The sequence below is a fragment of the Pyxidicoccus trucidator genome (genome assembly GCF_010894435.1).
Taxonomy (GTDB): Bacteria; Myxococcota; Myxococcia; order Myxococcales; family Myxococcaceae; genus Myxococcus; species Myxococcus trucidator.
In genome coordinates, this window is sequence record NZ_JAAIXZ010000007.1 from 1 (window position 1) to 22,750 (window position 22,750).

Below are 22,750 nucleotides of genomic sequence, written 5' to 3' on the forward strand. Positions count from 1 at the left end.
TCTCGGCGTAGTCGCGCACCGCCAGCGCCAGGCCCTGCTTGCTGCCGTAGTGCCGGTACAGCGTGCCCACCGAGAAGCGCATGGCCCGCGCCAGCTCGCAGGCCTGCACGTTGTCGTAGCCCCGCCGTGCCAGCAGCGCCGCCGCCGCGTACATGGCCTCGGCATGCATCATCTCCAGAACCCACATCCCCTTGCCCCTCCCCGCCCCCGGGCGGCTGCTGCCCGGAATGAACATTCCTTCCGCCAGAACCTTTCTACCGGGTGGGGCTGACATCTGGCTCCTTGCGAGGTCGGAGGGCTGAGGCTGGCCTCGGTGTCGCGCGCCGCCACCTCGTGTGACGGCTTCTCGACCCCGGGGGGCGTGAGTCTGCGTTGAGGCCCGGCACCTCGCATGCCGGCTTCGCGACCCGGGGCGGATGCGTGAGTCTGCGTTGAGACTCGGCACCTCGCATGCGGGCTTCGCGACCCGGGGTGGATGCGTGAGTCTGCGTTGAGACCCGGCACCTCGCGTGCCGGCTTCGCGACTCGGCGTGGATGAGTGAGTCGGCGTTGAGACCCTCCACCTTGCGTGCCGGCTTCGCGACTCGGGCTGGAGGCGTGAGCCGGCGTTGAGACCCTCCACCTCGCGTGCCGGCTTCGCGACTCGGGGTGGAGGCGTGCGCCGACGTTGAGACCCACCACCCCTCGTGCTGGCGACCCGGTGGTCCGTACGTGCTCAGGCCCTCGCTCGTCGGGATGGGGCGAGCTCCGGAGTGCCGCCCAGGGAGGCCAGGACGGGACACTCGGCCTCTGTGTCGCAGACGCCCTCCGCCAGCAGCTTGAGGATGGCGCGCTTCATGCGCTGCAGGTCCCTCACCCGCTCGTCGATGGCTTGGAGCTTGGCTGCCGCGAAGTGCTCCACCTCGGTGGAGGAGGGCACCTTCCGGTCCGAGACGGCCAGCAGCGCCCCTACCTCTTTCAGCGAGAAGCCCAGCTCCTGGGCCCGGCGGATGAAGCGCACGCGCGTCACGTGGCGCGGCTCGTAGGCGCGGTAGCCGCCCTCCGTCCGCTGGGGGGCGGGGAGCAGCTTCTTGCGCTCGTAGAAGCGCAGGGTCGGAATGCCGACGCCAGCCGCTCGGGCCAGGTCGCTGATGCGGAGGGTGGCGGCGGGGTCAGGTCGCTTCCGCGAGTCGCGCGTGCTCATGGGAGTTCTGGTTCCTCCACCACAGGATGGCACCGCCCTGCACGAAGAACCATGCCAGCTCCAGCACGAGCATGCCGGCGAGCAGGTACGTCTGCCCCATCCACAGCGCCTGGGCCATCCACAGCGAGAAGGCGGCGCGCCCCGCCGTGTCCACCGCGCCGAACAGCGGCTCGGGCCGCCAGACGCGCAGGACGGCCCATAACGTGACGATGGTGCCGAACAGGCTCACGAAGAACAGGTGGAGGGGGTCGAATGCGGGCGGCGTCGCTCCGGGAAGGCCGAGCTGGAGGTGCAGTTGGTGGAGGTGGTCGAGGAGCCAGCCCGCCGTCCACGGCGTGGCGAAGGGCAGGGTGACGAACAAGTCGTAGAGGGCGCTGGCGCGCACGATGCGCGACGTGACGCGGAGGCTTTCGTGTCGGTTCATGCGAGGACTGTACGGTCTGCACCAAGGTGCAGGGTCAAGGCCCTCGTGACGGGTGCCCTGAGATGGTTGCGCGCGTGCTCCGGCCTGTTCGCGAAACGCCAGGCCACCCGCCTTGCCGGGTAGACAGTTTCGCTCGCGTGTGCAGGCGCGGGGAAACGGAGCGACGGGCGAGCCAGATGGCACGCTTCACTTCGTATCCGGATCAGGTCATGACCTCCTCTCCCCCATTCGCGCTGTTCCTGCTCTTCCTTTCCGCGGTCCCCCTCGTCGCGGGGGCCCAGGCTCCGCCCTCCGCCACCAGTGAGCCCCGCGCGGTGGAGGTGGACGTCCAGGCCACCGACGCCGGCACCGTCATCTCCTCCGATGATGCCTCGCGCCTGGGCCTGGACTCCGATGGTGGCGGGGTGTCGCTGCAACCGCCCACGCTCGTGGCGGACTCCCCCGCCGCGTGGCCCCAGGGGCTGGAGGGTGCCGCCGCCGAGGTGCGGCTGGAGCTGCTCGTGGATGAGCAGGGCGCCGTCACCGAGGTGAAGGTGCTGGAGGCCGCCGGGCGCGAGCCTCTTACCGAGGCCGCGGTGAGGGCCGCCCCGGGCCTGCGCTTCTCTCCAGCGACGCTGGGCGGCCAGCCGGTGTCGGTGCGCCTGCCCTTCGTCTACCGCTTCGAGCCTCCCGCCCAGGTGGCCCTCGCCCAGGCCTGGCTCCGGGGCGAGGTGCGCGCCCGGGGCACTCGCCGCCCGCTGGCCGACGCCGCCCTCTTCGTCGATGGGAGCGCGGAGCCGTCCGCGCTCGTGGACGCACGGGGCCGCTTCGAGCTGGAGCTGCCTGCCGGGGCCCACCGGGTCGAGGTGCGCGCTCCGGGCCACCGGCCCGCCACCTTCGACGAGACGCTCGTCGCGAGCCAGTCCATCGAAGTCGTGTACCGGCTCCACCCCGGCGCGGTGAACCCGTACGAGACGGTGGTTCGCGACGACCGCCCCCGCACCGAGGTGACGCGCATCACCCTGCACGAGCAGGAGCTTCGCGAGGTGCCCGGCACGCAGGGAGACCCCTTCCGCGTCGTGATGCTGATGCCCGGCGTGGCCAGCGTCGCCTCCGGCCTGGGCTATCCGGTGGTGCGTGGCGGCCAGCCCGCGGCGACGGGCTACTTCCTGGACGGAGTGCGCGTCCCCATGCTGTACCACCTGCTGCTCGGGCCGGCCGTCATCCACCCGGACTTCATCGACACCATCGACTTCTATCCGGGCGCCCCGCCGGTGCAGTACGGGCGGCTGCTGGGCGGCGCGGTGGAGGGCCGGCTGTCACGGCCTCGCGAGGACCGGCTGCACGTCACCGCCTACACGGACCTCATCAACGCCGGGGGCTTCATCGAGGTCCCCTTCGAGAAGACGGGCACCTCCGTCACCGTGGCCGGCCGCTACAGCTACACGGGGCTGCTGATTCCCCTGGCCTACGCCATCTTCAATGACGAGGAGGACAACCCCCTCCATGCCTCGTTCTGGGACTACCAGCTGCGCGTGGAGCAGCAGGTGGGCGAGGGCAGCCTGCGCCTGTTCGCGCTGGGCAGCTCGGATGACGTGGGCGAGAGCTCCGGCAACTACGAGGGCGGCCTGGGCGGCACGCTCGTCTCCCGCTTCCACCGCGTGGACCTGCGCGGCACCCACCCGCTGGCGGGCGGGGAGGGGGAGCTGGGGCTCACCGTGGGCCTGGACCAGGTGGGCCTGGTGGGTGAGCGCACGCTGGAAGTCCGCCCGGGCGAGGGACTCGAGCCGGTGAGAGTGGGGGAGTACGGCCTGGACCAGCTCAGCTTCTCCGCTCGCGCGGGCTGGACGCGGCGACTGTCGGACGCGGTGGAGGTGCGGCTCGGCGGCGACGTGGAGCACCGGCGCGTGGCCACCGTCATCGACGGCTCGGCGCGGCCTCCGGGCTGGCGGCCCACGGACGACGCGCACCCGCTGAAGCAGCCCTCGTCGCTGGCCACGCTCTCCGGCGCGTTTGCCTCCGTGACGTGGCGGCCCTCGGAGCGGTGGGTGGTGGTGCCGGGCGTGCGCGTGGACTCGTACCACCTGGTGCCCGGAATCTCCCACGTCGCCGTGGAGCCGCGCCTCAGCCTGCGCCACCAGCTCACGGAGTCGCTCGTTCTCAAGGGAGGCGCGGGCCTCTTCCACCAGCCGCCCACCATCCTGCTCCACCTGCCCGCGGTGGACGCGGCCGGCCTGCGCTACGGCCTGCAGGAAGGCGCGCAGCTCGACGTGGGCGCCGAGTGGAAGGCGGCCGAGGGGCTGGAGCTGAGCGCGGACGCCTTCTACAACCCGCTGGCGCGCACGGTGGAGTTCGACGTGAAGCAGGTGCTGGAGAACCGGCAGCGCCGGGGACTGCTCCGGGAGGACCCGGTGGCAAGCGGCTACGCGTACGGCCTCGATTTGATGGCGCGCCACCCGCTGGGCCGCAACTGGTTCGGCTGGGTCACCTACAGCTTCATCCAGAGCAAGCGGCACAAGCGCTTCGCGCGCTACGCGGACGACACCTCCGTCCTGGAGATGGCCGAGGGCGAGCTGGCCTTCGCCTTCGAGCAGGCGCACGTCTTCAACGCCGCGCTCAGCTACAAGTTCGGCAACAACTGGACGCTGGGCACGGTGCTGCACTTCAACACCGGCCGGCCAGAGTCCGGGGAAATCTCCTCGGTGACGCAGCGCGAGGCGCGCTCCTCGGACAACTACAACGTCTGGGTGCGCGAGGACGCGGACCGGGTGGAGCGGCTCGCGCCGTTCTTCCGCGTGGACTTCCGCGCGTCGAAGTCCTGGGCCTTCGAGGACTTCACGCTGGACGCGTACCTGGACGTCCTCAACCTCTCCCTGCAGCAGGAGGTGTTCGCCTACGAGTACACGCGGCGCGCCGGCAAGCTGAAGCGCGAGGCCATGGGTCTGCCCGTCATCGTTCCACTGCTCGGTATGAAGGGGAGCTACTGAAGATGCGTCATCCACTCCAGGCCCTGGCGTTGTGTGCCCTCGTCACCACCGGGTGTGACCGGCTGCAGGACGACCCCATCTTCGTCTATGGCCTCGCCGAGCAGCGCGACGGTGCGCCCCTGGCCGGCGTGACGCTGTCCTACGAGCGCACGCTGTCGAAGGACCGTCCGAGCTCGACCGGCGGCGGGGCGGCGCCCTTCCCCGAGCCCGACTTCACCCCCCACGGGACGGCCACCACCGAGGCCAGCGGGGACTACTTCCTGGAGATTCGCTTCGGCGACGTGCAGGTGCCGGACCCGTCCTACCCCAACGCCACCTTCCCCTACCGCTTCCGCGTCTCCCGGCTGGATGAGGATGGCAGCGGCACCTTCGTGTCCTTCGAGTTCTACGACGACGTGGAATTGCCGAAGCTGCGGCCCTGGGACGCCCGGCTGTCGGTGGAGCCGGGGGCCGGAGGCCACGTCGTGTCCTTCGCGCCGCCTCCTCCCGCACCGGAGGTCCCCATCACCGGCGAAGTGGCCAACACCTCCACGCCGGAGCAGGAGGTGGTGCCCTCCCCGGCGTCGGCGCCCGAGGCGGTGCTGCGCGTCAGCAGCGGCGGACAGACGCTGTTTCGCGGGTGGGGCGCCACCTCTCCCTGGATTGCGAGCCCGTATGTGCTGGAGGACTTCGCCAGCCCGGAGGTGCAGCTTCGCGCGCTGTCCGTGGGGGAGTGGTGGTTCTTCCCGCTGGGGGCCGCCCACTCCTACCTGACGTTCCGCCAGGAGTGGCGCACGCCGGTGCTCCCGCTGCCCGTCGGCAACCTCCGGCCCGTCAGCCGGGGCGTGCCGTGCGAGCCCGCGCCGGAGGGCCCCTGCCCGTGGACGGACGGACGCCTGGAGCAGGTGCCGGTCCGCTTCACCACGCCTCAGCAACAGTGGCTCAACCTCACGCTGCCCGAGCCCACTCGGCTGCGGCATGCCGTGGTTCGTGGGATGGAGGGCTCGAACGGCGGCTACTTCCGGCTCGAGGGGAGCCTGGACGGTGAGCAGTGGGAGCTCCTGGCCTTGTCCCCCCTGGGGCTGCCCGAGCGCGACATCGTCGGCGACCGAAGGAACCTCGCCGAGAAGACCCAATGGGACAGCCCCTTCGACGGACGTCTCTACCAGCACGACAATGCCCACTTCGGGGAGTCGCCCCTGGCGGACGTGGGGCCGGTCCGCTACGTGCGGCTCACCGGGACGTCGTTCGCCAACAACAACAACGGGGTGGGGAGACACATCTCCTCGTTGGCCGAGGTGTCCCTGTTCGAGTAGCGGCGCCTATGCCGTCTTGAGGCGCCCCGAGTCCTCGGCGTGCTTCGCCAGCGCCTCGGCAATCTGGTCCGCCTTCCACAGCGGGTCCAGGCAGGGGCAGAAGTAGCCGGGGCCCGCCTTCTCCTTCACGGCCCACTCGAAGAAGCCGCGGGCGGTGGGGTGCAATTCCTCGGGGAGGAAGAGGGCGGCGACGTCGTATTCAGTGAAGCGCAGCAGCCCCGGCACGCGCCACTCGCGCTCCCAGTCGAAGCGGTAGCTGTAGGGCGCGTTGTGCGTGTCGCCCTGGATGTCCACGAAGGGCGTCATGGACCAGATGGGCTCGCGCTGGGGCTCCCTCGCCGACAGCGCCTGCTGCACCTGGTGCTTCAGCGCGAGGTGCGCGGGCGAGCCGTACTGGACGTACCAGACGGGGCCGCCGCCCTGGGAGAGGATGTAGCTCTTGCTGAAGGCGATGCCGTACAGGCTGCGGCGCTGGACGAGCCGGCCGAGCTGGTCCAACGGAATCTCGCTGAAGCACACCGAGCGGTGGCGGTCCGAGACGGTCGCCTCCTTGCGCGTGAGGCCGAAGCCCTCCGCGCCGGGGATGAGCGTCCGCGAGCCCAGGATGCTCATCATGTTCTGGTAGGAGTCATGGTAGGGCGCTCCCGGCTTCGTGAAGTGCACCACGAAGTCAGACATGTCCCTCCACTGTGGATTTGTCTGGTAACCGAGCATCGTCCCTACCCCGCCGGTAATGTCCCGGACGTGCGGGGGTGTTGCAACCCGGAGTCGGGGCGTTGCCCGGCGCCCGCTCGGAGTGCTTTCAGGCGGGCCGGGCCCTGCTCCCCCTGGACGACGCGGTGCGGGACGGACGTCGCGTTGCGGTGGCGGTGCTCCGCTGGTTAGGGTTGCCTCGTGGCGACTCCTGCTTTCCAGCTCCCCGACCTGGCGTGTGCCGAGCACCGGGCCAAGGTCTTCAAGGCGCTCTCGGACCCGTGCCGCATCCGCGTGGTCGAGATGCTGGCCGAGCGCGGGGACATGTGCGGCATCGAGCTGGCCCAGGCGCTGGGCGTGAGTGGTGCGCTCCTGTCCCACCACGGGAAGGTCCTGGAGGCCGCCGGCATCATCTCCAAGCGGAAGGACGGCCCGCACGCCTACTGCGTCCTGAACCGCGAGCTCCTCACCAAGGCCTTTCGCGGCCTGGTGGATTGAGCCGGCCCCGGGTCATTCAAACATTCATTTGATTGTTTGAGGGGTGCTCATTACTTCGATGCGCCATCGACGGTTTGTCGCGGAGGCGCACCATGTCGCAGCAGGCTCTCTTCACCCCTGTCACCCTCGGCTCCCTGAAGCTTCCCCACCGCGCCGTCATGGCGCCGATGACGCGGAACCGCGCGGCGGAGGGTCAGGTGCCCACGCCGCTGATGGCCGAGCACTACGCGCAGCGGGCCTCGGCGGCGCTCATCATCACCGAGGCCACCCAGTTCTCGCTCCAGGGCTATGGCTACCCGAACACGCCGGGCATCCACACCGACGCGCAGGTAGAGGGCTGGCGCCGCGTCACCGACGCCGTCCATGCGCGCGGCGGGCACATCTATCTGCAGATGTGGCACGTGGGGCGAATCTCACATCCGGTGATGCAGCCGGGCGGAGCGCTGCCGGTGGCGCCGTCGGCCATCGCCGCCCAGGGGACGCTCTACACCTCGGAGGGCCCGAAGGCCTTTGTCACGCCGCGCGCGCTGGAGCTGAGCGAGCTTCCGGGCATCGTCCGCGGGTTCGCCGAGGGCGCGCGCCGGGCGAAGGAGGCCGGCTTCGACGGCGTGGAGGTGCATGGCGCCAACGGCTACCTCCTCGACCAGTTCCTGCGGGACGGCAGCAACCACCGCACGGACGCGTACGGCGGCAGCGTGGAGAACCGCGCGCGCTTGCTGCTGGAGGTGACGGAGGCCGTCGCCGGGGTGCTGGGCGCTGACAAGGTGGGCGTGCGGCTGTCGCCCACGAATCCGTTCAACAGCATGTCGGACTCGGACCCGGCGCGGACCTTCGGCTACGCGGTGGGCGCGCTCGACAAGCTGGGGCTGGCGTACCTGCACCTGATGGCGCCGGTGGCAGACCCCGAGACGCCCCGCCTGCTGCCGCTGTTCCGCCAGGGCTTCCGCGGGCCGCTGATGGTGAATGGCGGCCACTCGCTCCAGAGCGCCAACGCCGTCATCCAGGACCGGCTGGCGGACCTGGTGTCCTTCGGCGCGCCTTTCCTGGCCAACCCTGACCTGCCCTCGCGGCTGCTGAAGGGGGCGCCGCTCAACACGCCGGACCCGGCCACCTTCTACGGCGGCGACGCGCGCGGCTACACGGACTACCCTGCGCTGGGCGCGTGAGCCAGCGGGGCGGGCGCGGGCTTCAGGGCCGGGTGGCCGTCACGAAGACGCCGGGCCTGGGGCGGAGGGTAATCGCGGGCGCCGGGGCCAGCGCGTAGCCCGGGGCCAAATCGAACCGGACGCGCTGGAGCAGCGTGGCCAGCACCAGCACCAGCTCCATCAACGCGAACTGGTTGCCGATGCACTGCCGCGGCCCGCCACCGAAGGGGAAGAAGGTGAAGCGGGGCCGCTCCTTCTCGCGCTCGGGAAGGAAGCGGTCCGGGTCGAAGGTCTCCGGGTCCTCCCAGAGCTTCGGGTGGCGGTGCAGCACCCACGGGACGATGAGCACGTAGGAGCCTTTGGGGACGCGGAAGCCGCCCACGACGTCGTCGCTGATTGCGGCGCGGGAGAAAATCCAGGCGGGCGGGTAGAGGCGCAGCGACTCGTCCACCACGCGGCGGGTGATCGTGAGCTTCGGCAGGTCCTCCACGGTGGGCGTGCGGCCGGCCAGCTCGCGGGCCAGCTCCGCCTCCAGGTTGCGCCTCGCCTCGGGGTTGCGGGACAGGAGCATCACCGTCCACGCAAGGGCACTGGCCGTCGTCTCGTGCCCGGCCAGCAGCAGCGTCATGACCTCATCGCGCAGCTGCGTGTCGCTCATGCGCTCGCCGGTGTCCTCGTCGCGCGCCTCCATCAGCATCTGCAGGAGGTCGTGGTGCTCGCCGCCCTCGCGGCGCCGACGCTCGATGATGCCGCGCACCACGCGGTCCAGCGTGCCCGCGTCCCGCGCGAAGCGCCGGTGCGAGGGGAGGGGCAGGGCGCGCGGGAGCGGGATGAGCTGGGTGAGGCGCGAGTTGGCGAACGTCTGCACCCGGCCCAGGGCATCGCCCACCGCGCGCGACTCGTCGCCCACGTCGGTGCCGAAGAGGGTGAGGCCGGCGATGCGCAGCGTCAGGTGGGTGAGGTCCTCGGCCACGTCGAAGGGCTGGCCGCTGGCGACACGGGGCTCCATCGCTCGGGCGAGGTCCTCCGTCGCGTCCACCATGGTGCGCGCGAAGCCCGCCAGCCGCTGGCGGTGGAAGGCGGGCTGGGCCAGCCGGCGCTGGCGCAACCAGAAGTCGCCCTCGCTGGTGAGCAGCCCCTGGCCGAGCAGTTCGCGAATCACCGCGAAGCCCCGCGTCTGCTTGTTGTAGTTGCGCGCGTTGTCCTGGAGCACGTACCGCACGTGGTCCGGGTGGGCGAGCAGCGTCACGTACGCCGGGCCGACGCGGATGCGCACCACGTCGCCGTACTCACGCACCTGCGCGGGGAAGAAGCCGAGCGGGTCCTTGCGCAGCGCGCGCAGGTTGCCCAGCAGCGGCTCACCGCGTGGGCCGGGCGGCAGGAGCGGGGAGATGGACGGGGAGGCGGTGACGGAGGACATGGCGGCGCACTCCCTGGCGACGGGGTGTCCCATTGTCGACCTGGAGCGGGGCGGACGGTAGTGGCCCGTGCTCGCTCCCCTGGGAGGCGGTAGCCTCGCGCGACTTCAACTGATGGAGGCAATGCCCCTGGATACCTCTTCGCGCACCCGACGCCTGGCCCTCGTGACGCTGCTCGCGCTGGCCGTGGCCCCCATGGCCCTGGCCGCCGCCGGCAGCCCCCGGCTGGAGGCCTTCTTCCAGAACGAGCTGAAGAGCGCGGACTACCAGCAGAAGGTCTACTCCCGCGTCGCGGGGAAGTGGCGGCAGCCGGGGGCGAAGGGCACACCGATTCCAGGTAGGAAGACGGTGGTACAGGCGGTGATTGGACGGGACGGGAAGCTGGTGTCCGCCGTGGTGTCCATGGAGTCGGGCTCCAAGGCGTGGGACGCCGCCGCGCTGGCGGCCGTGAAGAAGGCCTCGCCCTTCCCGCCGCTCCCCGCCAGCTACACGTTGCCCACGCTGGATGCCCACTTCCACGTGGCCTGGGTGGCCGGGCCGTAGGGTATGGTGCGCGCCCATGGCAACTCCTCATATCTCCGCCGCACCTGGTGACTTCGCCGACGTCGTGCTGATGCCCGGCGACCCCCTGCGCGCCCGTCACATCTCCGAGCGCTTCCTGGAGGAGGCCCGTGGGGTCACCTCCGTGCGCAACATGTATGGCTTCACCGGCACCTATAAGGGCCGGAAGATCTCGGTGATGGGGCACGGCATGGGCATTCCCTCCGTCTCCATCTACGCCACCGAGCTCATCAAGACGTACGGTGCGCGCGTCCTCATCCGCGTGGGCAGCTGCGGCGCCCTGCGCACGGACGTGAAGCTGCGGGACGTCATCGTGGCCACCGGCGCCGGCACCGACTCCAAGGTGAACCGGATGCGGCTGTTGGATCATGACTTCCCGGCGGTGCCGGACTTCACCCTCGCGCGGCGCGCGGTGGAGGCCGCCGAGCGGCGCGGCCGTTCCGTGCGCGCCGGCCCCGTCTTCTCCTCGGACCTCTTCTACCACCCGCAGGAGCAGCTCAACGCCACGTTGGCGCGCATGGGCATCCTGGCCGTGGAGATGGAGGTCGCCGGGCTCTACGGCATCGCCGCCGAGCTGGGCGCTCGCGCGCTCGCGCTGCTCACCGTGTCCGACCACCTGCTGACGCACGAGGCGCTCAGCCCGCAGGAGCGGCAGACCTCGTTCGACGAGATGATCGAGCTGGCGCTGGACGTCGCGGTCGCCGAGCCGGTGCCCACGCCGTAGTCGGTGGTCCTTCCGGAGGGCCTCGCGTCAAACGCTTCCGCCGCGCCTCGCCGGTCAGCAGCCGGGCAGGCAGCGCGGCGGGGGCGCTTCACTCTGGAAGTGTGAGGTGGGCAGGGCCGGGCGGCCCCCGGGGGCAGGGAGTCGTCCAAAATTCCGGGGCCGGTACTTGGAGGTCGGACGGATTCCGGGTCATCCTTCGCCCCGGTGCGTTACCCGATCTGGATCCTGCTCGTTTGCGCCGGCTGTGCCGCGCGCGTATCCCCCACTGCTGGCACTGCGCCGGCCCTCGCCGCCGTGCGTCCCGAGGTCTCGGACGCGGCGCGCTCCGAGGCGCCGCCGACTCCGGCCCTGACACCGGCCCCGGCTGCGGGGAGTGCTCCCGTCGCGGACGCGGTGACGGCTCCCGTCGAGGGAGACTGCGCGCTCTCCGCCGAGGACGCGGAGGGCGAGGACGACGAGGCCGAAGTCGCTGAAGGTGACGCGGGCGATAGCGGCGAGTCCACGGAGGCGATGGCCTCGGGCAACGTGCCGCTGGGGCCGGTGTACTCGGCGGACATCTCCGACGAGGACCTGGCGAAGAAGTGGAAGGACGAGATTGCGTCGCTCGGGTCCATGGCGGTGGGCTTCGTGCACAGCGGCCGGCTGGTGAACGCGAAGCGCTTCCCGCAGGGGCCGGAGTGGATTGTCGTCTCCCCCGAAGTGGCCTGGGCCACCGAGGAGACGGTCAACTACCTGACCGAGGCCATCCGCGAGGTGCGGGCCCGCTTCCCCGAGGCGCCGCAGCTGCGCGTCAACGGCATCAGCAACAAGGACGGCGGCTACCTGCGCCCCCACAAGAGCCACCAGAACGGCCGGGACGTGGACGTCGGCTTCTACTACCCGACGGTGGACCCCATCCGCGAGCGCGAGCGCGAGAAGTACATCAACGTGCCGCTGAACTGGGCCTTCCTCCGCGCGCTCGTCACCAAGACGGACGTGCAGATGGTCCTGGTGGACCGCCGCGTGCGGCAGGTCATCTACAACTACGCGGTGTCCGTCGGTGAGGACAAGGCGTGGCTGGACTCGCTGTTCAACGACGGCCCCAACGGCGTCATCCGGCACGCGCGCCGGCACCGTGACCACTTCCACATCCGCTTCCACAACCCGCGCGCCCAGGAGCTGGGCCGCCGCGTGCAGCCGCTGCTGGCGCTCCAGCCCGAGCACAACGTGACGACGCACCGGATTCGCAACGGCGACACGCTCGGCGGCATCGCGCTGCGGTACGGGTCGACGGTGTCGATGATCAAGAAGGCCAACCGGATGCGGAACAACTTCCTGCGCGCCGGACAGCGGCTGGCCGTGCCGCTGCGCGGGCCCTGCACACACTGCCCCGTGCCTCCGCCGTTCCTGCTGCCCCCGCGCCGGCTCCCGCCCGAGGCTCCGGCCCCCGCGCTGGTCGCCGCCAAGGCTCCCTCGGCCGATTGCGCGAAGCCCGCGCCGGTTCCGGCTGCCGCTCCGACGGTGGCGAAGGCTGCCGCCGAGGGCGCGGCCACCGCGCCCGTCGTGGCGAACACGGCCGTTGCTCCCGCTGCCACCGTGGCGAACACGGCCGTTGCTCCCGCGGCTACCGTGGCGAATACGTCCGTTGCGCCCGCTGCCTCTGTTGCGACCACGTCCGTTGTGTCCGCTGCCGAGCCCACCGTGGTGAAGTCGCCCGGTGCGCCCGTTGCTGAGCCCACCGTGGTGAAGGCTGCTGTCGCGCCCGCCGTGGCGAGCGAGTCGGTGGCGAAGGTGCCCGCCGAGGGCGCTGTCTCGCCCGCCGCCGCTCCCGCCGCCGCGAAGGAGTCCGCCGCGCCCGCCGTGGTTCACGCCGTGGCGAAGGAGCCCGTCGCGCCCGCCGTCGCTCCGGACATGGTCAAGGAGTCCGCGGGCGGTGCCTCTGTCGGCATCTCGCACGCGCGCTGAGCGGTCCATGGCCTTCCCCCCGAGTCGGGGCCGCTCGCTGGCCCACAAGGTCCGCCAGCGCACCCCGGGCCACCACTACAACGCGAGCTTCATGTCCGCGGCGGACCGGGCGGAGGCCGTGGCCTGGCTCGGCACGCTCCACCCGCTGTGGGAGGAGCGCTACTCGAAGCACTTCCCGCCTCCGCCGGGGCAGTCGCAGCGTCGGCTGCTGCGGCCGGTGTACTGGCTGGGTAACTGGCAGTTCGCGTGCCTCGACTACTACCGCCCGCCGAAGGGCTTGCTGAACCGGTGTGTGAAGGCCGAGCCCTTCCCGGCCGTGCTCCAGCGGCAGGTGACGAAGATTGAAGAACTGGCCCGCCGGATGTTCCGCGGGCCGGACATGCCCAAGGGCTGGCACCTCAACACCTGCCTGGTGAACTTCTACGGCAGCCGCCTGGAGGACGGGCGCTGGGTGGACACCGCGCGCGTGGGCGAGCACAAGGACTTCGAGCCGGGGCCGGTGGCCTCGCTGTCCTTCGGCGAGCGCGCTCTCATCCAGTTCGTCACCTCCTCCCGCCCCGGCGAGCGCGACGAGGTGGTGCTGGAGCAGTGGCTGGATGACGGCTCGCTCCAGCTCTTCGGCGGTGCGCGGTGGAAGGAACAGACGTTCCACCGGGTGCAGCGGGTGGACACGCGCGCGGGCCATGTCATGCCGCCGGAGCTGCCGGACTTCCGGACCCGCCGCATCAACCTCACGTTCCGCTACGTGCCCGACGAGCACGTGATTCCCTTCGCGCAGCTGTCTCCCGAGGCCCGCGAGGACGTGCGGGGCTACATGGCGGAGCTTGCCCGGGGCAGCCCATTCTTCCGCGCGGAGCTGGAGCGCGAGCGGCCGGCGACGCCCTGACGGCGGGCGAAGAGGCTGCGCCCCGCGAAAGTGCGCTGCCTCCGCGCCGGGTAGGGGGCACGAGGCGCATGCGGTGCGGCCCCAGGGGAGTGCCCGCCTCGGACGTGCACTCCAGCGCCGTGCCTCGCCTACGAGCCCTTCTTCTTGTGCGTTCGTGCGTGACGCCCGGGGCCCTGCTCCGGTGAGCGTTGCGCCTGGCCCTGGTCCTTCTGCGGCGGGCCCGGGTCCTTCTGCGCGGCGAGGAACTGCTCCCACGCTTCCTTGAAGATGGGGTCCTCGCGCGGCACCGGCACGCGGGGAATCTCCGCGTGCATGATGGCTTCAATCCGCGAGATGACCTGCCCCTCTCGCGTCATCGCGAAGGTGGACGCCACTCCGCTGGCCGCCGCGCGCGCGGTGCGGCCGATGCGGTGGACGTAGTCCTCGGGCGCGTGCGGCAGGTCGTAGTTGATGACGTGCCCCACGTCCTCCACGTCGAGCCCGCGCGCGGCGATGTCGGTGGCCACGAGGCAGCGATACGTGCCATCGCGGAAGCCCTCCATCGCCTGTCGTCGCTGGTTCTGCGTGCGGTCCGCGTGCAGCAGGGCGCAGCGGTGCCCCGCCTTCTGGACCGCCTTGTGCACCTTCTCCACGCGCTCCTTCGCCCGGGCGAACACGAGCGTCGTCTTGTCGTCCCGCGCCAGCAGCGTAATCAGCAGCGGCGTCTTCTCCTCCGCCCTCACGAAGTAGAGCCGCTGCTCCGCGCGCTCGGCGGGAGTGCCACTGCGAGTCACTTCCACCCGCACAGGCTCGTAGAGGCGCTGGCGGGCGAAGCGGCTCACGTCCGGGCCCAGCGTCGCGGAGAACAGGAGCGTCTGCCGGCGGTGGGGGAGCGCGGCGAAGATGCGCTCGAGCTGCGGCAGGAAGCCCATGTCCAGCATCCGGTCCGCCTCGTCGAGGACGAGGCCTTCCAGGTGGTTGAAGGAGACGAACCCGTTCTCCAGCAGGTCCACCAGTCGCCCCGGCGTGGCGACCACGAAGGTGGGCTTCGCCTTCAGTGCCTCGACCTGCGCCCCCATGTCCTCGCCGCCGACGACCACCGTGTGCGTGAGGCCGAGGGGCTCCGCGAAGAAGCGCAGCGGCTCGGCAATCTGCTGCACCAGCTCGCGCGTGGGGGCGAGCACCAGTCCCAGCGTGCCCTTCCTCCGGGCGAAGCGCTCCACCAGGGGCACCACGTACGCGGCCGTCTTGCCGGTGCCGGTGGCGGCGCAGCCGATGATGTCCCGCCCTTCGAGGGCCAGGGGAATGGCCTCCTCCTGGATGGGCGTGGGACGGGTGAAGCGCGCCCGGCGCAGGGCGCCGAGGGTCTCCCGCGAGAGGCCAAGGTTGTCGAAGGAGTCGCTCACGCCCCCGGGCTACCACGGCGCGAGGCCCCGTGGGAAAGGGCCTCGCGAGTCTCTGTCCTACTCCGCGCGCCGGAGGACCTTCGCCCACGGCTCCAGGGCCCGGACGATGCCCTTCACGCGCTCCTTCGGAGTGCCCGAGGCGCGAAGCCGCTCGGCGACGGCGTCGACGCTGGGGACGGCGCGCTCGGTGAGGGCCACCAGCGCCGCGGCCACGTCGCAGGTGTCCGCCGGGTCGTCCATGCAGATGACCCGGTCACCCAGGTATCCGCGCCAGAAGGCCTCGCAGCGGCCCCGGCGACGCTCGTCGGGGATGAGGAAGAACGGATGGAAGGTCTTGTCCAGCCGGCTGACGACCTCCTCCATGGGTACGTCGCGCGGCTGCTTCGTCCCGATGAGCCCTTCGATGTGGTCCTTCGCCACGAAGGGGAAGGCGGGCTCGTCGCCCGTCATGAAGAAGTAGCCCTTCTTCCCGCGCTTCTCGTAGCAGTCCATCGAGGTGTGCTCGGCGGCGAAGTACATGCCCAGCTCGTACGTCTCCGCCGGGTTGGCGCCGCCGCCGCGCTCCAGGAACATCCACGTGAGCCACTGGTCCATCTGCTGCTCGGAGGACTCGAACTGGCCCGCCTGGAGCGGCGCGCGGTCCATGTAGGCGTCGCCCACCGCCATGAACAGCACCTGCGGGTCGGGGATGCCCGCCTCCATCAGGTCCTTCATGAAGGAAGGCAGCGTCTGCCGCGCGAGGATTTCGGGGATGTTGCCCATGGAGCCCGTCACGTCGAGCGCCATGACGACGGCCAGCGAGTTGGGGTGCACCGCGCTGTCTCGGCTCTCACGGAACTTCACGCCGCGTGGGTCCATCTTCGGGTGACAGGCGCGCTGCTGGAAGACCTCCTGCTGCGGGAGGTCCTTGCGGGCCTTCGTCATCGCCTCGTGCGCTTCGTAGCTGTAGCTGCCGTACCCCATGTGGCGGAAACCCCCTCGTGTGTTGGGCGCGAGGCTAGCCCGGGGTCGCACTTGCCGTCAGCCCCGCTCCCGCTTGTCCTTCGCCGCCGGGCCGTGGGACGTCACCGTCACCGGGACCCGCAGTGCGGACTCGACCCAGGCCACGAAGCGGTCCGCGCGGTCGGCTGGCGGCTCTCCCAGGTCCAGCTCCTCGCGGAGGGGAGCGCACGCGGCCAGGGCTCGGGTGAGGCGCTCCTGGTGCGCGAGGTCCCGGTGGTGGCCCAGGCGCAGCGCCGTCACGCGCGCGGTCTCCACCGCGTCCCGGACGAGCACCGCGTCTTCGTCGTCCCGCGGAGGCGCGCGGTAGGCCGTGCATACGGGCCAGCGGGCCGCGAGCCGGTCCAGGTGCGTCAGGGCCAGTGCGTCCACGCCTCCGCAGGCAGCCAGGGCGTAGCGGGCGAGCACCGCATCGAAGCCGCCCACGCGGAATCCCCCCTGCCAGCCCGCGGCGCCGTTGTGCGGCTCGGGCAGGGCGGGCGCGAGCGCGGGCTCCTCGGTGGGGAAGGGGCCCTCGCCATGGCGCGTGGCGTACGCGCGCAGCACGCCTAGTCGGTGGACGGTGCCGTCGAAGCCCGCCTCGCGCAGCAGGTCCAGGGCGAGGTCGAAGGTGCAGGTGCTCCAGGTGGTGTGCGGGTGGAAGCCGCGCCACTCGTCCAGCAGCACGCCCTGGGCGCCCTCGAAGACGGTGGTGCCCTCGCGGAGGCGCGCGGCCAGCCAGTCGTCGCCCACCACGCGCTCGCGGGGACGCAGGGCCTGCACGGCGTCCGCCCAGCGTGAGGCGACGTCCGGGTCGTCCAGCAGCGTCAATTCGGGTGCGGCCTGGGGATGCTTCCTCGCGGCACGCAGCACCTCCGACAACTCGGAGCGCAGCCGCTCCTGCGCGGTGCGGGCCTTGCGCGCGAGCAGGGCAGGGTGGCCCAGGTCACCCGCGCGGAGTGTGTCGTCCGGGTGCTCGAGCGCGTCCCTCACCGTCTCGCCCACTCCCACGCCGCAGGTGCCATGACGGCCCTCTCCGCGTGCCAGCTCGCGCAGCCTCCCCGCCGCCTGGTGGAAGGGAGTGATGACCCGAGCGCCTTCACTCACGGTGGTTCGCGCCAGTGCGTCCGGTGCGCCGCGCTCCGCGAGGTAGCGGGCCTCCACCAGCATGGCCAGCGGGTGGAGGAGCGTGGGGCGCGCGAGGTGCGTGCGTACGCCCGGGACGAAGGTGCCAGCTCCGAACTGGGAGAAGGTGTGGTGCCGTCCGTCGTCGGTGACGACGTTGTGGCCCGCCTGCGCCCCGCCGTTGAAGCGCACCACGAGCCCCGCGCCGTGACGGCGCACGAGCCAGTCGGTGAGTGTGCCCTTGCCCGCGTCACCGAAGCCGAGGTCGATGACGAGGTGCGCCACACGGGAGGTGCTCATCGGGTGGGTACCTTCAGCACAGGCCGCCGCAAGCCGGCTCCATGGCAGAACCATGACAAAGCCATGGAGAACCCATGGCCACTCGACACCCTCAACTCTGTAGCTTGAACATCGCCGTTGCCCTCGCGCCGTGCACTCCATTCCTGGAGAACGCAGTGCGTCGAGTATCTCTCCGCTTTTCCTGGAGATACTCGGCGCGCCCCTGAGGTTACCTTGATGCGTGTCCTCAACTCCTCCCTGCTCGTGGCTGCTGTCGCGGAAATCTCGAAGGGCACACCGCTGGTCCGGGCGAGAGATGTCTTCGCCTGGTGTGACCGGAACAGCGTGAGCTACCAGGGAGACGGGGTCCGCAACCAGGCACTATGGGAGGCGGACCTCGAGGAGGCCCGCGGAGAGCAGCGGCTGCTGAAGTTCAAGAGCGGGGAGTGCAAGCAGTCTCGTATCGGCTGGGCGCTCATCGCCCGAGGCGCCAAGGCGCGTGAAGCCGCGGCCCGCCTGGGTTGGGCGGAGCAGTGCTGGGACGGGGAGAAGTGGGACTGGCCGTGCATGCCCATCCCCGGCATCCCGCCCCGCATGGTCGAGGAGCCCGTCAGCCAGGAGGCGAGCTGGGGCTGAGCGCGAAGGGCTGGCCCGCGCGGGGCGAATGAGGGGCCCGCCCGAAAGAGACCCTACGGCCCGCGAGCGTAGCGAAGGCCCTGGCCGAAGTAGACGATGTGGGCCCGACCGGAAGCGTCCACCGCCAGCGCGGAGTCAGAGCCCCCAGCTCCACTGGCATCCACGGTGGTGACCTCCCAGGCGGTGCCGTTCCAGCGCGCGTACTTCAGGTTGTCGCGCGTGACGTCCTCGTAGCTGATGTGCGGGCGGCCCTGTGCGTCGAGTGCCAGCGCGGGCGTGCCCCCCACGTCGTCGGGGGTGTCCACCTGCTGGAGGTTCCAGGCGCTGCCCGTCCAGTGCGCGTACTTGAGGTCCTTGTTCGTCTCGTCCCGGTAGGCGATGTGCGGGCGGCCCTGCGCGTCGAGAGCCAGCGAAGCGTCGCGCCCCACGTCCGCGCTCGCGTCCACCGTCTCCAGCGTCCAGCCCGAGGCGCCCTTCATGGCGTGCACGAGGACCTTCTTGTTCGTGTCGTAGTAGGCGAGGTGCGGCCGTCCCTCGCCGTCCACCGCCACCGAGGGCGGGCCACCGTAGGAGCCCGGCACGTCCACGCGCTCCCGCTTCCACTCCCCGGCGCTGTCGCGCCCGTAGCAGAGGAGCTCGGCGGTGTGGAAGTAGTCCTGCACGTCGATGCTGCACACGAGGGGTTCGTCGGCGGGGCCGAGGCCCATCGCCACTTCGTGCGCGCTCACGGCGGGGTAGTTCGGCGCGGCCACCTCGTCCCGCCAGCGTCCCTCGTCCCAGGAGAGGAGGATGGGCACGTCGTCACTGGAGAAGGACGAGTACACCCGCTTCCTGGCGGCGGCGCGCAGCTGGCCCGTGCGTGTGCGCGCGAGGGCCACGTCGCCGGCCAGGATGCCGCTCAGGATGGGCGCCGCGCTCCAGCCCTGGGAGTGCCGCCGCGCGAGGAAGACGTCGTAGTCCGAGCCGCCATGCACGTCGTACCAGGCATAGGCCACCGCCGGCTCGCCGCTCGCCTCGATGACGATTCCCAGCCGCACGCCGCCCACCGCGGTGCCGAGCGTCTCCACCCTCCAGCCCCCGCTACCCGATACGCCGCAGCGGTAGGGGACGCCCGCCCCGCCGCAGGTGGAGGGCAGGCCGCACTGGCCGCACGCCACCTGCCGCGGTTTGCCGCAGGCATCGATGACGCTGAGGGTGCCGCAGCCCGCGCTCTCCCTCGTACAGAGGGCGTCGTCGGACTCGGGCACGCAGCCGCTGGCCGGGCAGAAGCCGGCGGGCTGCACCACCTCGGTGGAGGCGAGGACGGCGCCGCCAGGGCTCACGCCGCCCGCCACGAGGACGCGCCCGTCAGCGAGCTGCGTCGTCACGTGCGAGCTGCGCGCGGTGGACAGCGGCGCGGTGAGCGTCCACGTCTCCTGCTCCACGTCATACAGCTCCACCCAGGGGATGATTTTGCCGTTCGCACCCACGCCACCCGCCACCAGCACGCGGCCATCGGCGAGCACCGTCGCCGTGTGCCCGCTGCGCGCGAGGTTGAGGAAGCCCGTGTCGCGCCAGCGGCCCGTGTCGGGGTCATAGAGCTCCACGCTGGTGGTGCGCACTGACGAGCCCTCGAAGAAGCCCCGCACGGTGGTGCCGCCGATGAGGAGGACGCGGCCGTCCTGCAGCCTCGCGAGGGCCGCTCCCGCGTGGGACCGGCGCGGCGCTCCGGTGTAGCTCCAGGTGTTGGCGACCGGGTCGTACAGCTCGGCGCTGCGTGCGGCCTGGCCATAGACGTCATCGGCGATGCCCGAGGCGACCAGCACCCGCCCGTTCGCGAGCTGCACGGCCGCGGGCCGGTAGCGCTCCTCCTGCGAGGTGCTGGAGTTCCACTGCGCGAGGGTGTCGTCGTAGGTGTAGCTCCTGACGACGTAGTTGCCGCCCTCGGTGATGCCGCTGGCCACCAGGGCCTGGCCGCTGGCCAGCGGGAGGACGAGCGGCTGCAGGCGCGTGGTGAGGCTGCTGCTGCCCGGCGTCCAGGTGCCCGCGTCGGGGTTGAAGAGCGCGTAGACGTTGTCCGCGTAGCCGGTGACGAGCACCCGCCCCGTGCCGAGCTGCGCGGCGCCCGGGTAGGAGTAGAAGCTGTGGCTCGCGCCCCCGGGCGTCGCTCCGCCGTCGGGGATGGAGCCCTGGCGCGTCCAGGCGTCCGTGCCCGGGTCGAAGGCCTCGGCGGTGCGCGTGGCACCGCTGCCCGTCAGCCCGCCCGCGAGGAAGATGCGCCCATCCGAGAGCACCGCCGACGCCGGGTGCGCGCGTCCGACCTGAAGCGAGGCTCCCGCGCTCCAGGTGCCGCAGCCCTCCACGGGGCCGCAGGTGCCCGGCAGGCCACCACCGCCGCAGGTCTGGGGCTCGGCGCACTCTCCACACGAGCCGCCACAGCCATCGTCACCGCACTGCCGGCCGTCGCACTGGCGAGGGCAGGGCTGGCAGGCGCCGTTGGCGCAGCCGTACGGACACGTCTCAGAGAAGAGGTGGTACAGGCAGCCGCCGTCGGTGCCGCAGACGCCGGGGCCATACCAGGTCGAGATTGTCTTTGCGTCCCAGCAGATCGGAGGCGGCGGAGACTCGCAGGGGCCGCACCCCGCGTCGCGACCGCCATCGCTCCCCGCGTCCTGGCCGGAGCCCGCGTCGAAGCCGCCATCGCTGCCCCCGTCCTCGTCCCTGTCCGTGCCCGCGTCCGAGCCAGCGTCCGAGGTGCCTCCGTCAGCGCCCGCGTCCGAGGTGCCTCCGTCGGTGCCCGCGTCGCGGCCCGCATCCGGCAGGGGAGCCGGCGTCGTCCCCGAGTCGGAGGCGGGAGGCTCATCCACGGAGGGCTCGCCCCCGGCGCATGCAACAAGGGCAAGACAGACAGCCAGCGGCCACCAGCGGAACATGGGACGGCAACCTCCGGATGGGGCCCACTGTGCAGGTAGGGCCCCCTATGTAGCCGAGGCCCTTCAACCCGCCAATCCCCCCTCCCGCGAGCAGCCCGCTTCCAGTCCTGTCCCGATACCCACAGAAGAACCTCCACCACGCTGAGGGTGGTTTCATTTTCCTGGGACGGCCGCGAACTCCCTGGCTCCTCCATTTGTAGGCACGCCCCCAGGAGCCCGCGATGAACTTCCCCCTTCTCAATCGCCTCTCTCAGCCGTTCAAGCCCGCCGTGCAGCCCGCAGTGACTGAGCGGAAGCAGCCGCTCCCGGCGCAGGCACAGCCGTCTCCCGCCCCTCAGCCGCTTCGCGACACGTTTGCTCCCGCCCGCGCGAAGCCACTGGTCGACCTGCAAGGGGGGCAGCAGGCGTCGTCCCTGCTGACCGAGGACGCCCGGGACGCGAAGCGCAACTGCCTAGACCAGGCGGTCGACTACGTCGGCAAGCTCCCCGCCAGCGAGCAGAAGAACGCCGAGTTGGTGATGCTCAAGGACCAGCGCGCGGGAGCGGAGGGCGGCTCGGGCCACGTGGTGGTGCGCCAGGGCGAGCAGGTGGTCGACCCCGCGAGCGGCAAGACGTACGCGAGCACCGCCGAGTACCTCCAGGAGAATCCCCAGTACGCGGAGGCGGGCACGGTGTCCGGCGAGGACGCGACGAACATCTTCGCGACCCGGGCCGGCAGCCCCGAGCGACAGGCTGCGCTCGACGCCGCGAAGGTGTCACCCGAGCTGCAGGGGATGATGGTCGCCGACGACCCCAAGGTGCTGGCGCCCGAGGACCCGCAGGCCGTCCAGGAGCGGCGCATCAAGGAAGAGGCCGAGCAGTACGACCACTACAAGGCGATGATTGAGAAGAACGGCGGCACGTTCGACTCGGCGCCGGGCAAGCGCAACATGCTCGCCATCCGTCACGACACGAACACGAAGGCCAATGACGGCAAGGGCGCCTACGACGACAAGGCCGTGCTGCTCTGGGTCGACGAGAAGGGCGGGAAGCACTGCACCACGTACAACGCCTGCACCGAGCCGGGTGAGCAGATGCTGGGCGAGGACTACGGCGAGGCGATTGGCGGAGACGACCGGAAGGACCTCGGACGCCTGCCGGCGGGCTCGTACACGTACCACCTGCGCAATGACTACGGCCGCGAGCTCGCGGGCTTCTTCAAGCGCGGGCCGTTCGACAACGAGGGCACCCGCCAGATTCTCGGCGCGCCCGAGGGCGCGGACTGGCAGGCCGAGTACGACATCGACCACGACGGAGACTTCGACGAGAACGTGCGCGGCAAGGACGGCGAGGAGAGCCTCTGGCACATGGGCCGCGAGGACAACCCGCGCAGCGCCGGCTGCCAGACGATGCCGCCCGAGGACTGGCGCCGCTTCCTCCATGACCTCGACCTGAAGGAGGACCAGTCCCTCAACTACACCCTGGTGCAGGAGGACCCGGCGAAGGGCAACGTTGTCTACTCGCCGCCGGAGGAGGGCGTGGTCGTCGTCTAGGGCCGAGGGGTGGGTCGAACACGGAGAGGCGGCCCCCTTTCCGTGTTCGAGGCCGGCGACCGCTACGGCTCGCCCTTCTGGGTCAGCCGCTCCTGGACGAGGGTGGCGTTCCCGGCGGACGCCTCCGACCGCTGGAGAAAGCCGTGGGCATCGTGCTCTGCGTTCA

19 protein-coding genes are annotated in these 22,750 nt (G+C 71.2%); 10 read left to right on the plus strand and 9 right to left on the minus strand.

Features of this window, described 5'->3' with window-relative positions; translation table 11 throughout:
* The 3 genes from G4D85_RS20525 to G4D85_RS20535 form a co-directional block, all read right to left on the minus strand.
* Positions 1-187 (minus strand): helix-turn-helix domain-containing protein (locus G4D85_RS20525; RefSeq protein ID WP_164014509.1); only part of this gene is annotated, 187 nt, incomplete at its 3' end.
* 528 nt (positions 188-715) lie between these two features.
* Positions 716-1,183 (minus strand): heavy metal-responsive transcriptional regulator, encoded by a 468-nt coding sequence (locus G4D85_RS20530; RefSeq protein ID WP_164014511.1) that lies wholly within the window; start codon positions 1,181-1,183, stop codon positions 716-718.
* Complete coding sequence (locus G4D85_RS20535) at positions 1,152-1,607, minus strand: hypothetical protein (protein WP_164014513.1); 456 nt, start codon at positions 1,605-1,607, stop codon at positions 1,152-1,154. Before G4D85_RS20535 ends, G4D85_RS20530 begins: the two co-directional genes overlap by 32 nt.
* 209 nt (positions 1,608-1,816) lie before the next feature.
* On the opposite strand from G4D85_RS20535, the gene G4D85_RS20540 reads away from it, so the two are divergent.
* The gene (locus tag G4D85_RS20540; RefSeq protein ID WP_164014515.1) at positions 1,817-4,573 is read left to right on the plus strand and encodes a TonB-dependent receptor domain-containing protein; all 2,757 of its coding nucleotides are present in this window, start codon (positions 1,817-1,819) and stop codon (positions 4,571-4,573) included.
* 2 nt (positions 4,574-4,575) lie between these two features.
* Positions 4,576-5,868, plus strand: a complete 1,293-nt coding sequence (locus tag G4D85_RS20545; protein ID WP_164014517.1) for a discoidin domain-containing protein — start codon at positions 4,576-4,578, stop codon at positions 5,866-5,868.
* 6 nt (positions 5,869-5,874) lie between these two features.
* Here G4D85_RS20545 and G4D85_RS20550 read toward each other — a convergent pair whose 3' ends face one another.
* Positions 5,875-6,546, minus strand: a complete 672-nt coding sequence (locus tag G4D85_RS20550; RefSeq protein WP_240359399.1) for an abortive infection system antitoxin AbiGi family protein — start codon at positions 6,544-6,546, stop codon at positions 5,875-5,877.
* A 216-nt stretch (positions 6,547-6,762) separates the two neighbouring features.
* Between G4D85_RS20550 and G4D85_RS20555 the strand changes: the two genes are divergently transcribed.
* Positions 6,763-7,059, plus strand: coding sequence for an ArsR/SmtB family transcription factor (locus G4D85_RS20555; RefSeq protein WP_164014519.1), 297 nt, complete (start codon positions 6,763-6,765; stop codon positions 7,057-7,059).
* A gap of 92 nt (positions 7,060-7,151) precedes the next feature.
* Positions 7,152-8,225 carry an alkene reductase gene (locus tag G4D85_RS20560; protein ID WP_164014521.1) on the plus strand — a complete coding sequence of 358 codons (1,074 nt, stop codon included), beginning with the start codon at positions 7,152-7,154 and terminating at the stop codon, positions 8,223-8,225.
* A gap of 22 nt (positions 8,226-8,247) precedes the next feature.
* Here the strand turns inward: G4D85_RS20560 and G4D85_RS20565 are convergent, their stop codons facing one another.
* The gene (locus G4D85_RS20565; RefSeq protein WP_164014523.1) at positions 8,248-9,624 is read right to left on the minus strand and encodes a cytochrome P450; all 1,377 of its coding nucleotides are present in this window, start codon (positions 9,622-9,624) and stop codon (positions 8,248-8,250) included.
* A 121-nt stretch (positions 9,625-9,745) separates the two neighbouring features.
* On the opposite strand from G4D85_RS20565, the gene G4D85_RS20570 reads away from it, so the two are divergent.
* The 4 genes from G4D85_RS20570 (at position 9,746) to G4D85_RS20585 (ending at position 13,737) form a co-directional block, all read left to right on the plus strand.
* On the plus strand, positions 9,746-10,165 hold the full coding sequence (locus G4D85_RS20570) for a TonB family protein (RefSeq protein ID WP_164014526.1): 420 nt from the start codon (positions 9,746-9,748) through the stop codon (positions 10,163-10,165).
* 16 nt (positions 10,166-10,181) lie between these two features.
* Complete coding sequence (deoD, locus tag G4D85_RS20575; protein WP_164014528.1) at positions 10,182-10,907, plus strand: purine-nucleoside phosphorylase; 726 nt, start codon at positions 10,182-10,184, stop codon at positions 10,905-10,907.
* A 294-nt stretch (positions 10,908-11,201) separates the two neighbouring features.
* Positions 11,202-12,851, plus strand: coding sequence for a LysM peptidoglycan-binding domain-containing protein (locus G4D85_RS20580; RefSeq protein ID WP_240359400.1), 1,650 nt, complete (start codon positions 11,202-11,204; stop codon positions 12,849-12,851).
* A 7-nt stretch (positions 12,852-12,858) separates the two neighbouring features.
* Positions 12,859-13,737: an alpha-ketoglutarate-dependent dioxygenase AlkB gene (locus G4D85_RS20585; RefSeq protein ID WP_164014532.1), complete on the plus strand. Its 879-nt coding sequence runs from the start codon at positions 12,859-12,861 to the stop codon at positions 13,735-13,737.
* Positions 13,738-13,865: 128 nt separating this feature from the next.
* Here G4D85_RS20585 and G4D85_RS20590 read toward each other — a convergent pair whose 3' ends face one another.
* From G4D85_RS20590 to G4D85_RS20600, 3 genes are read right to left on the minus strand one after another with little or no spacing between them, the layout of a single operon-like run.
* Positions 13,866-15,122: a DEAD/DEAH box helicase gene (locus tag G4D85_RS20590; RefSeq protein ID WP_164014534.1), complete on the minus strand. Its 1,257-nt coding sequence runs from the start codon at positions 15,120-15,122 to the stop codon at positions 13,866-13,868.
* A 57-nt stretch (positions 15,123-15,179) separates the two neighbouring features.
* Positions 15,180-16,085 carry a VWA domain-containing protein gene (locus G4D85_RS20595; protein ID WP_164014536.1) on the minus strand — a complete coding sequence of 302 codons (906 nt, stop codon included), beginning with the start codon at positions 16,083-16,085 and terminating at the stop codon, positions 15,180-15,182.
* Positions 16,086-16,142: 57 nt separating this feature from the next.
* Positions 16,143-17,525 carry an adenylosuccinate synthetase gene (locus G4D85_RS20600; protein ID WP_164014538.1) on the minus strand — a complete coding sequence of 461 codons (1,383 nt, stop codon included), beginning with the start codon at positions 17,523-17,525 and terminating at the stop codon, positions 16,143-16,145.
* A 216-nt stretch (positions 17,526-17,741) separates the two neighbouring features.
* On the opposite strand from G4D85_RS20600, the gene G4D85_RS20605 reads away from it, so the two are divergent.
* Positions 17,742-18,140, plus strand: a complete 399-nt coding sequence (locus G4D85_RS20605; RefSeq protein ID WP_205525632.1) for a hypothetical protein — start codon at positions 17,742-17,744, stop codon at positions 18,138-18,140.
* Between the two features lie 53 nt (positions 18,141-18,193).
* On the opposite strand, the gene G4D85_RS20610 is transcribed toward G4D85_RS20605, so the two are convergent.
* Positions 18,194-21,052: a tRNA wybutosine-synthesizing protein 4 beta-propeller domain-containing protein gene (locus G4D85_RS20610; RefSeq protein WP_164014539.1), complete on the minus strand. Its 2,859-nt coding sequence runs from the start codon at positions 21,050-21,052 to the stop codon at positions 18,194-18,196.
* 221 nt (positions 21,053-21,273) lie between these two features.
* Here G4D85_RS20610 and G4D85_RS20615 point away from each other — a divergent pair, with 221 nt between their 5' ends.
* Positions 21,274-22,584 carry a hypothetical protein gene (locus tag G4D85_RS20615; protein ID WP_164014541.1) on the plus strand — a complete coding sequence of 437 codons (1,311 nt, stop codon included), beginning with the start codon at positions 21,274-21,276 and terminating at the stop codon, positions 22,582-22,584.
* The last annotated feature ends 166 nt before the right edge of the window (positions 22,585-22,750 follow it).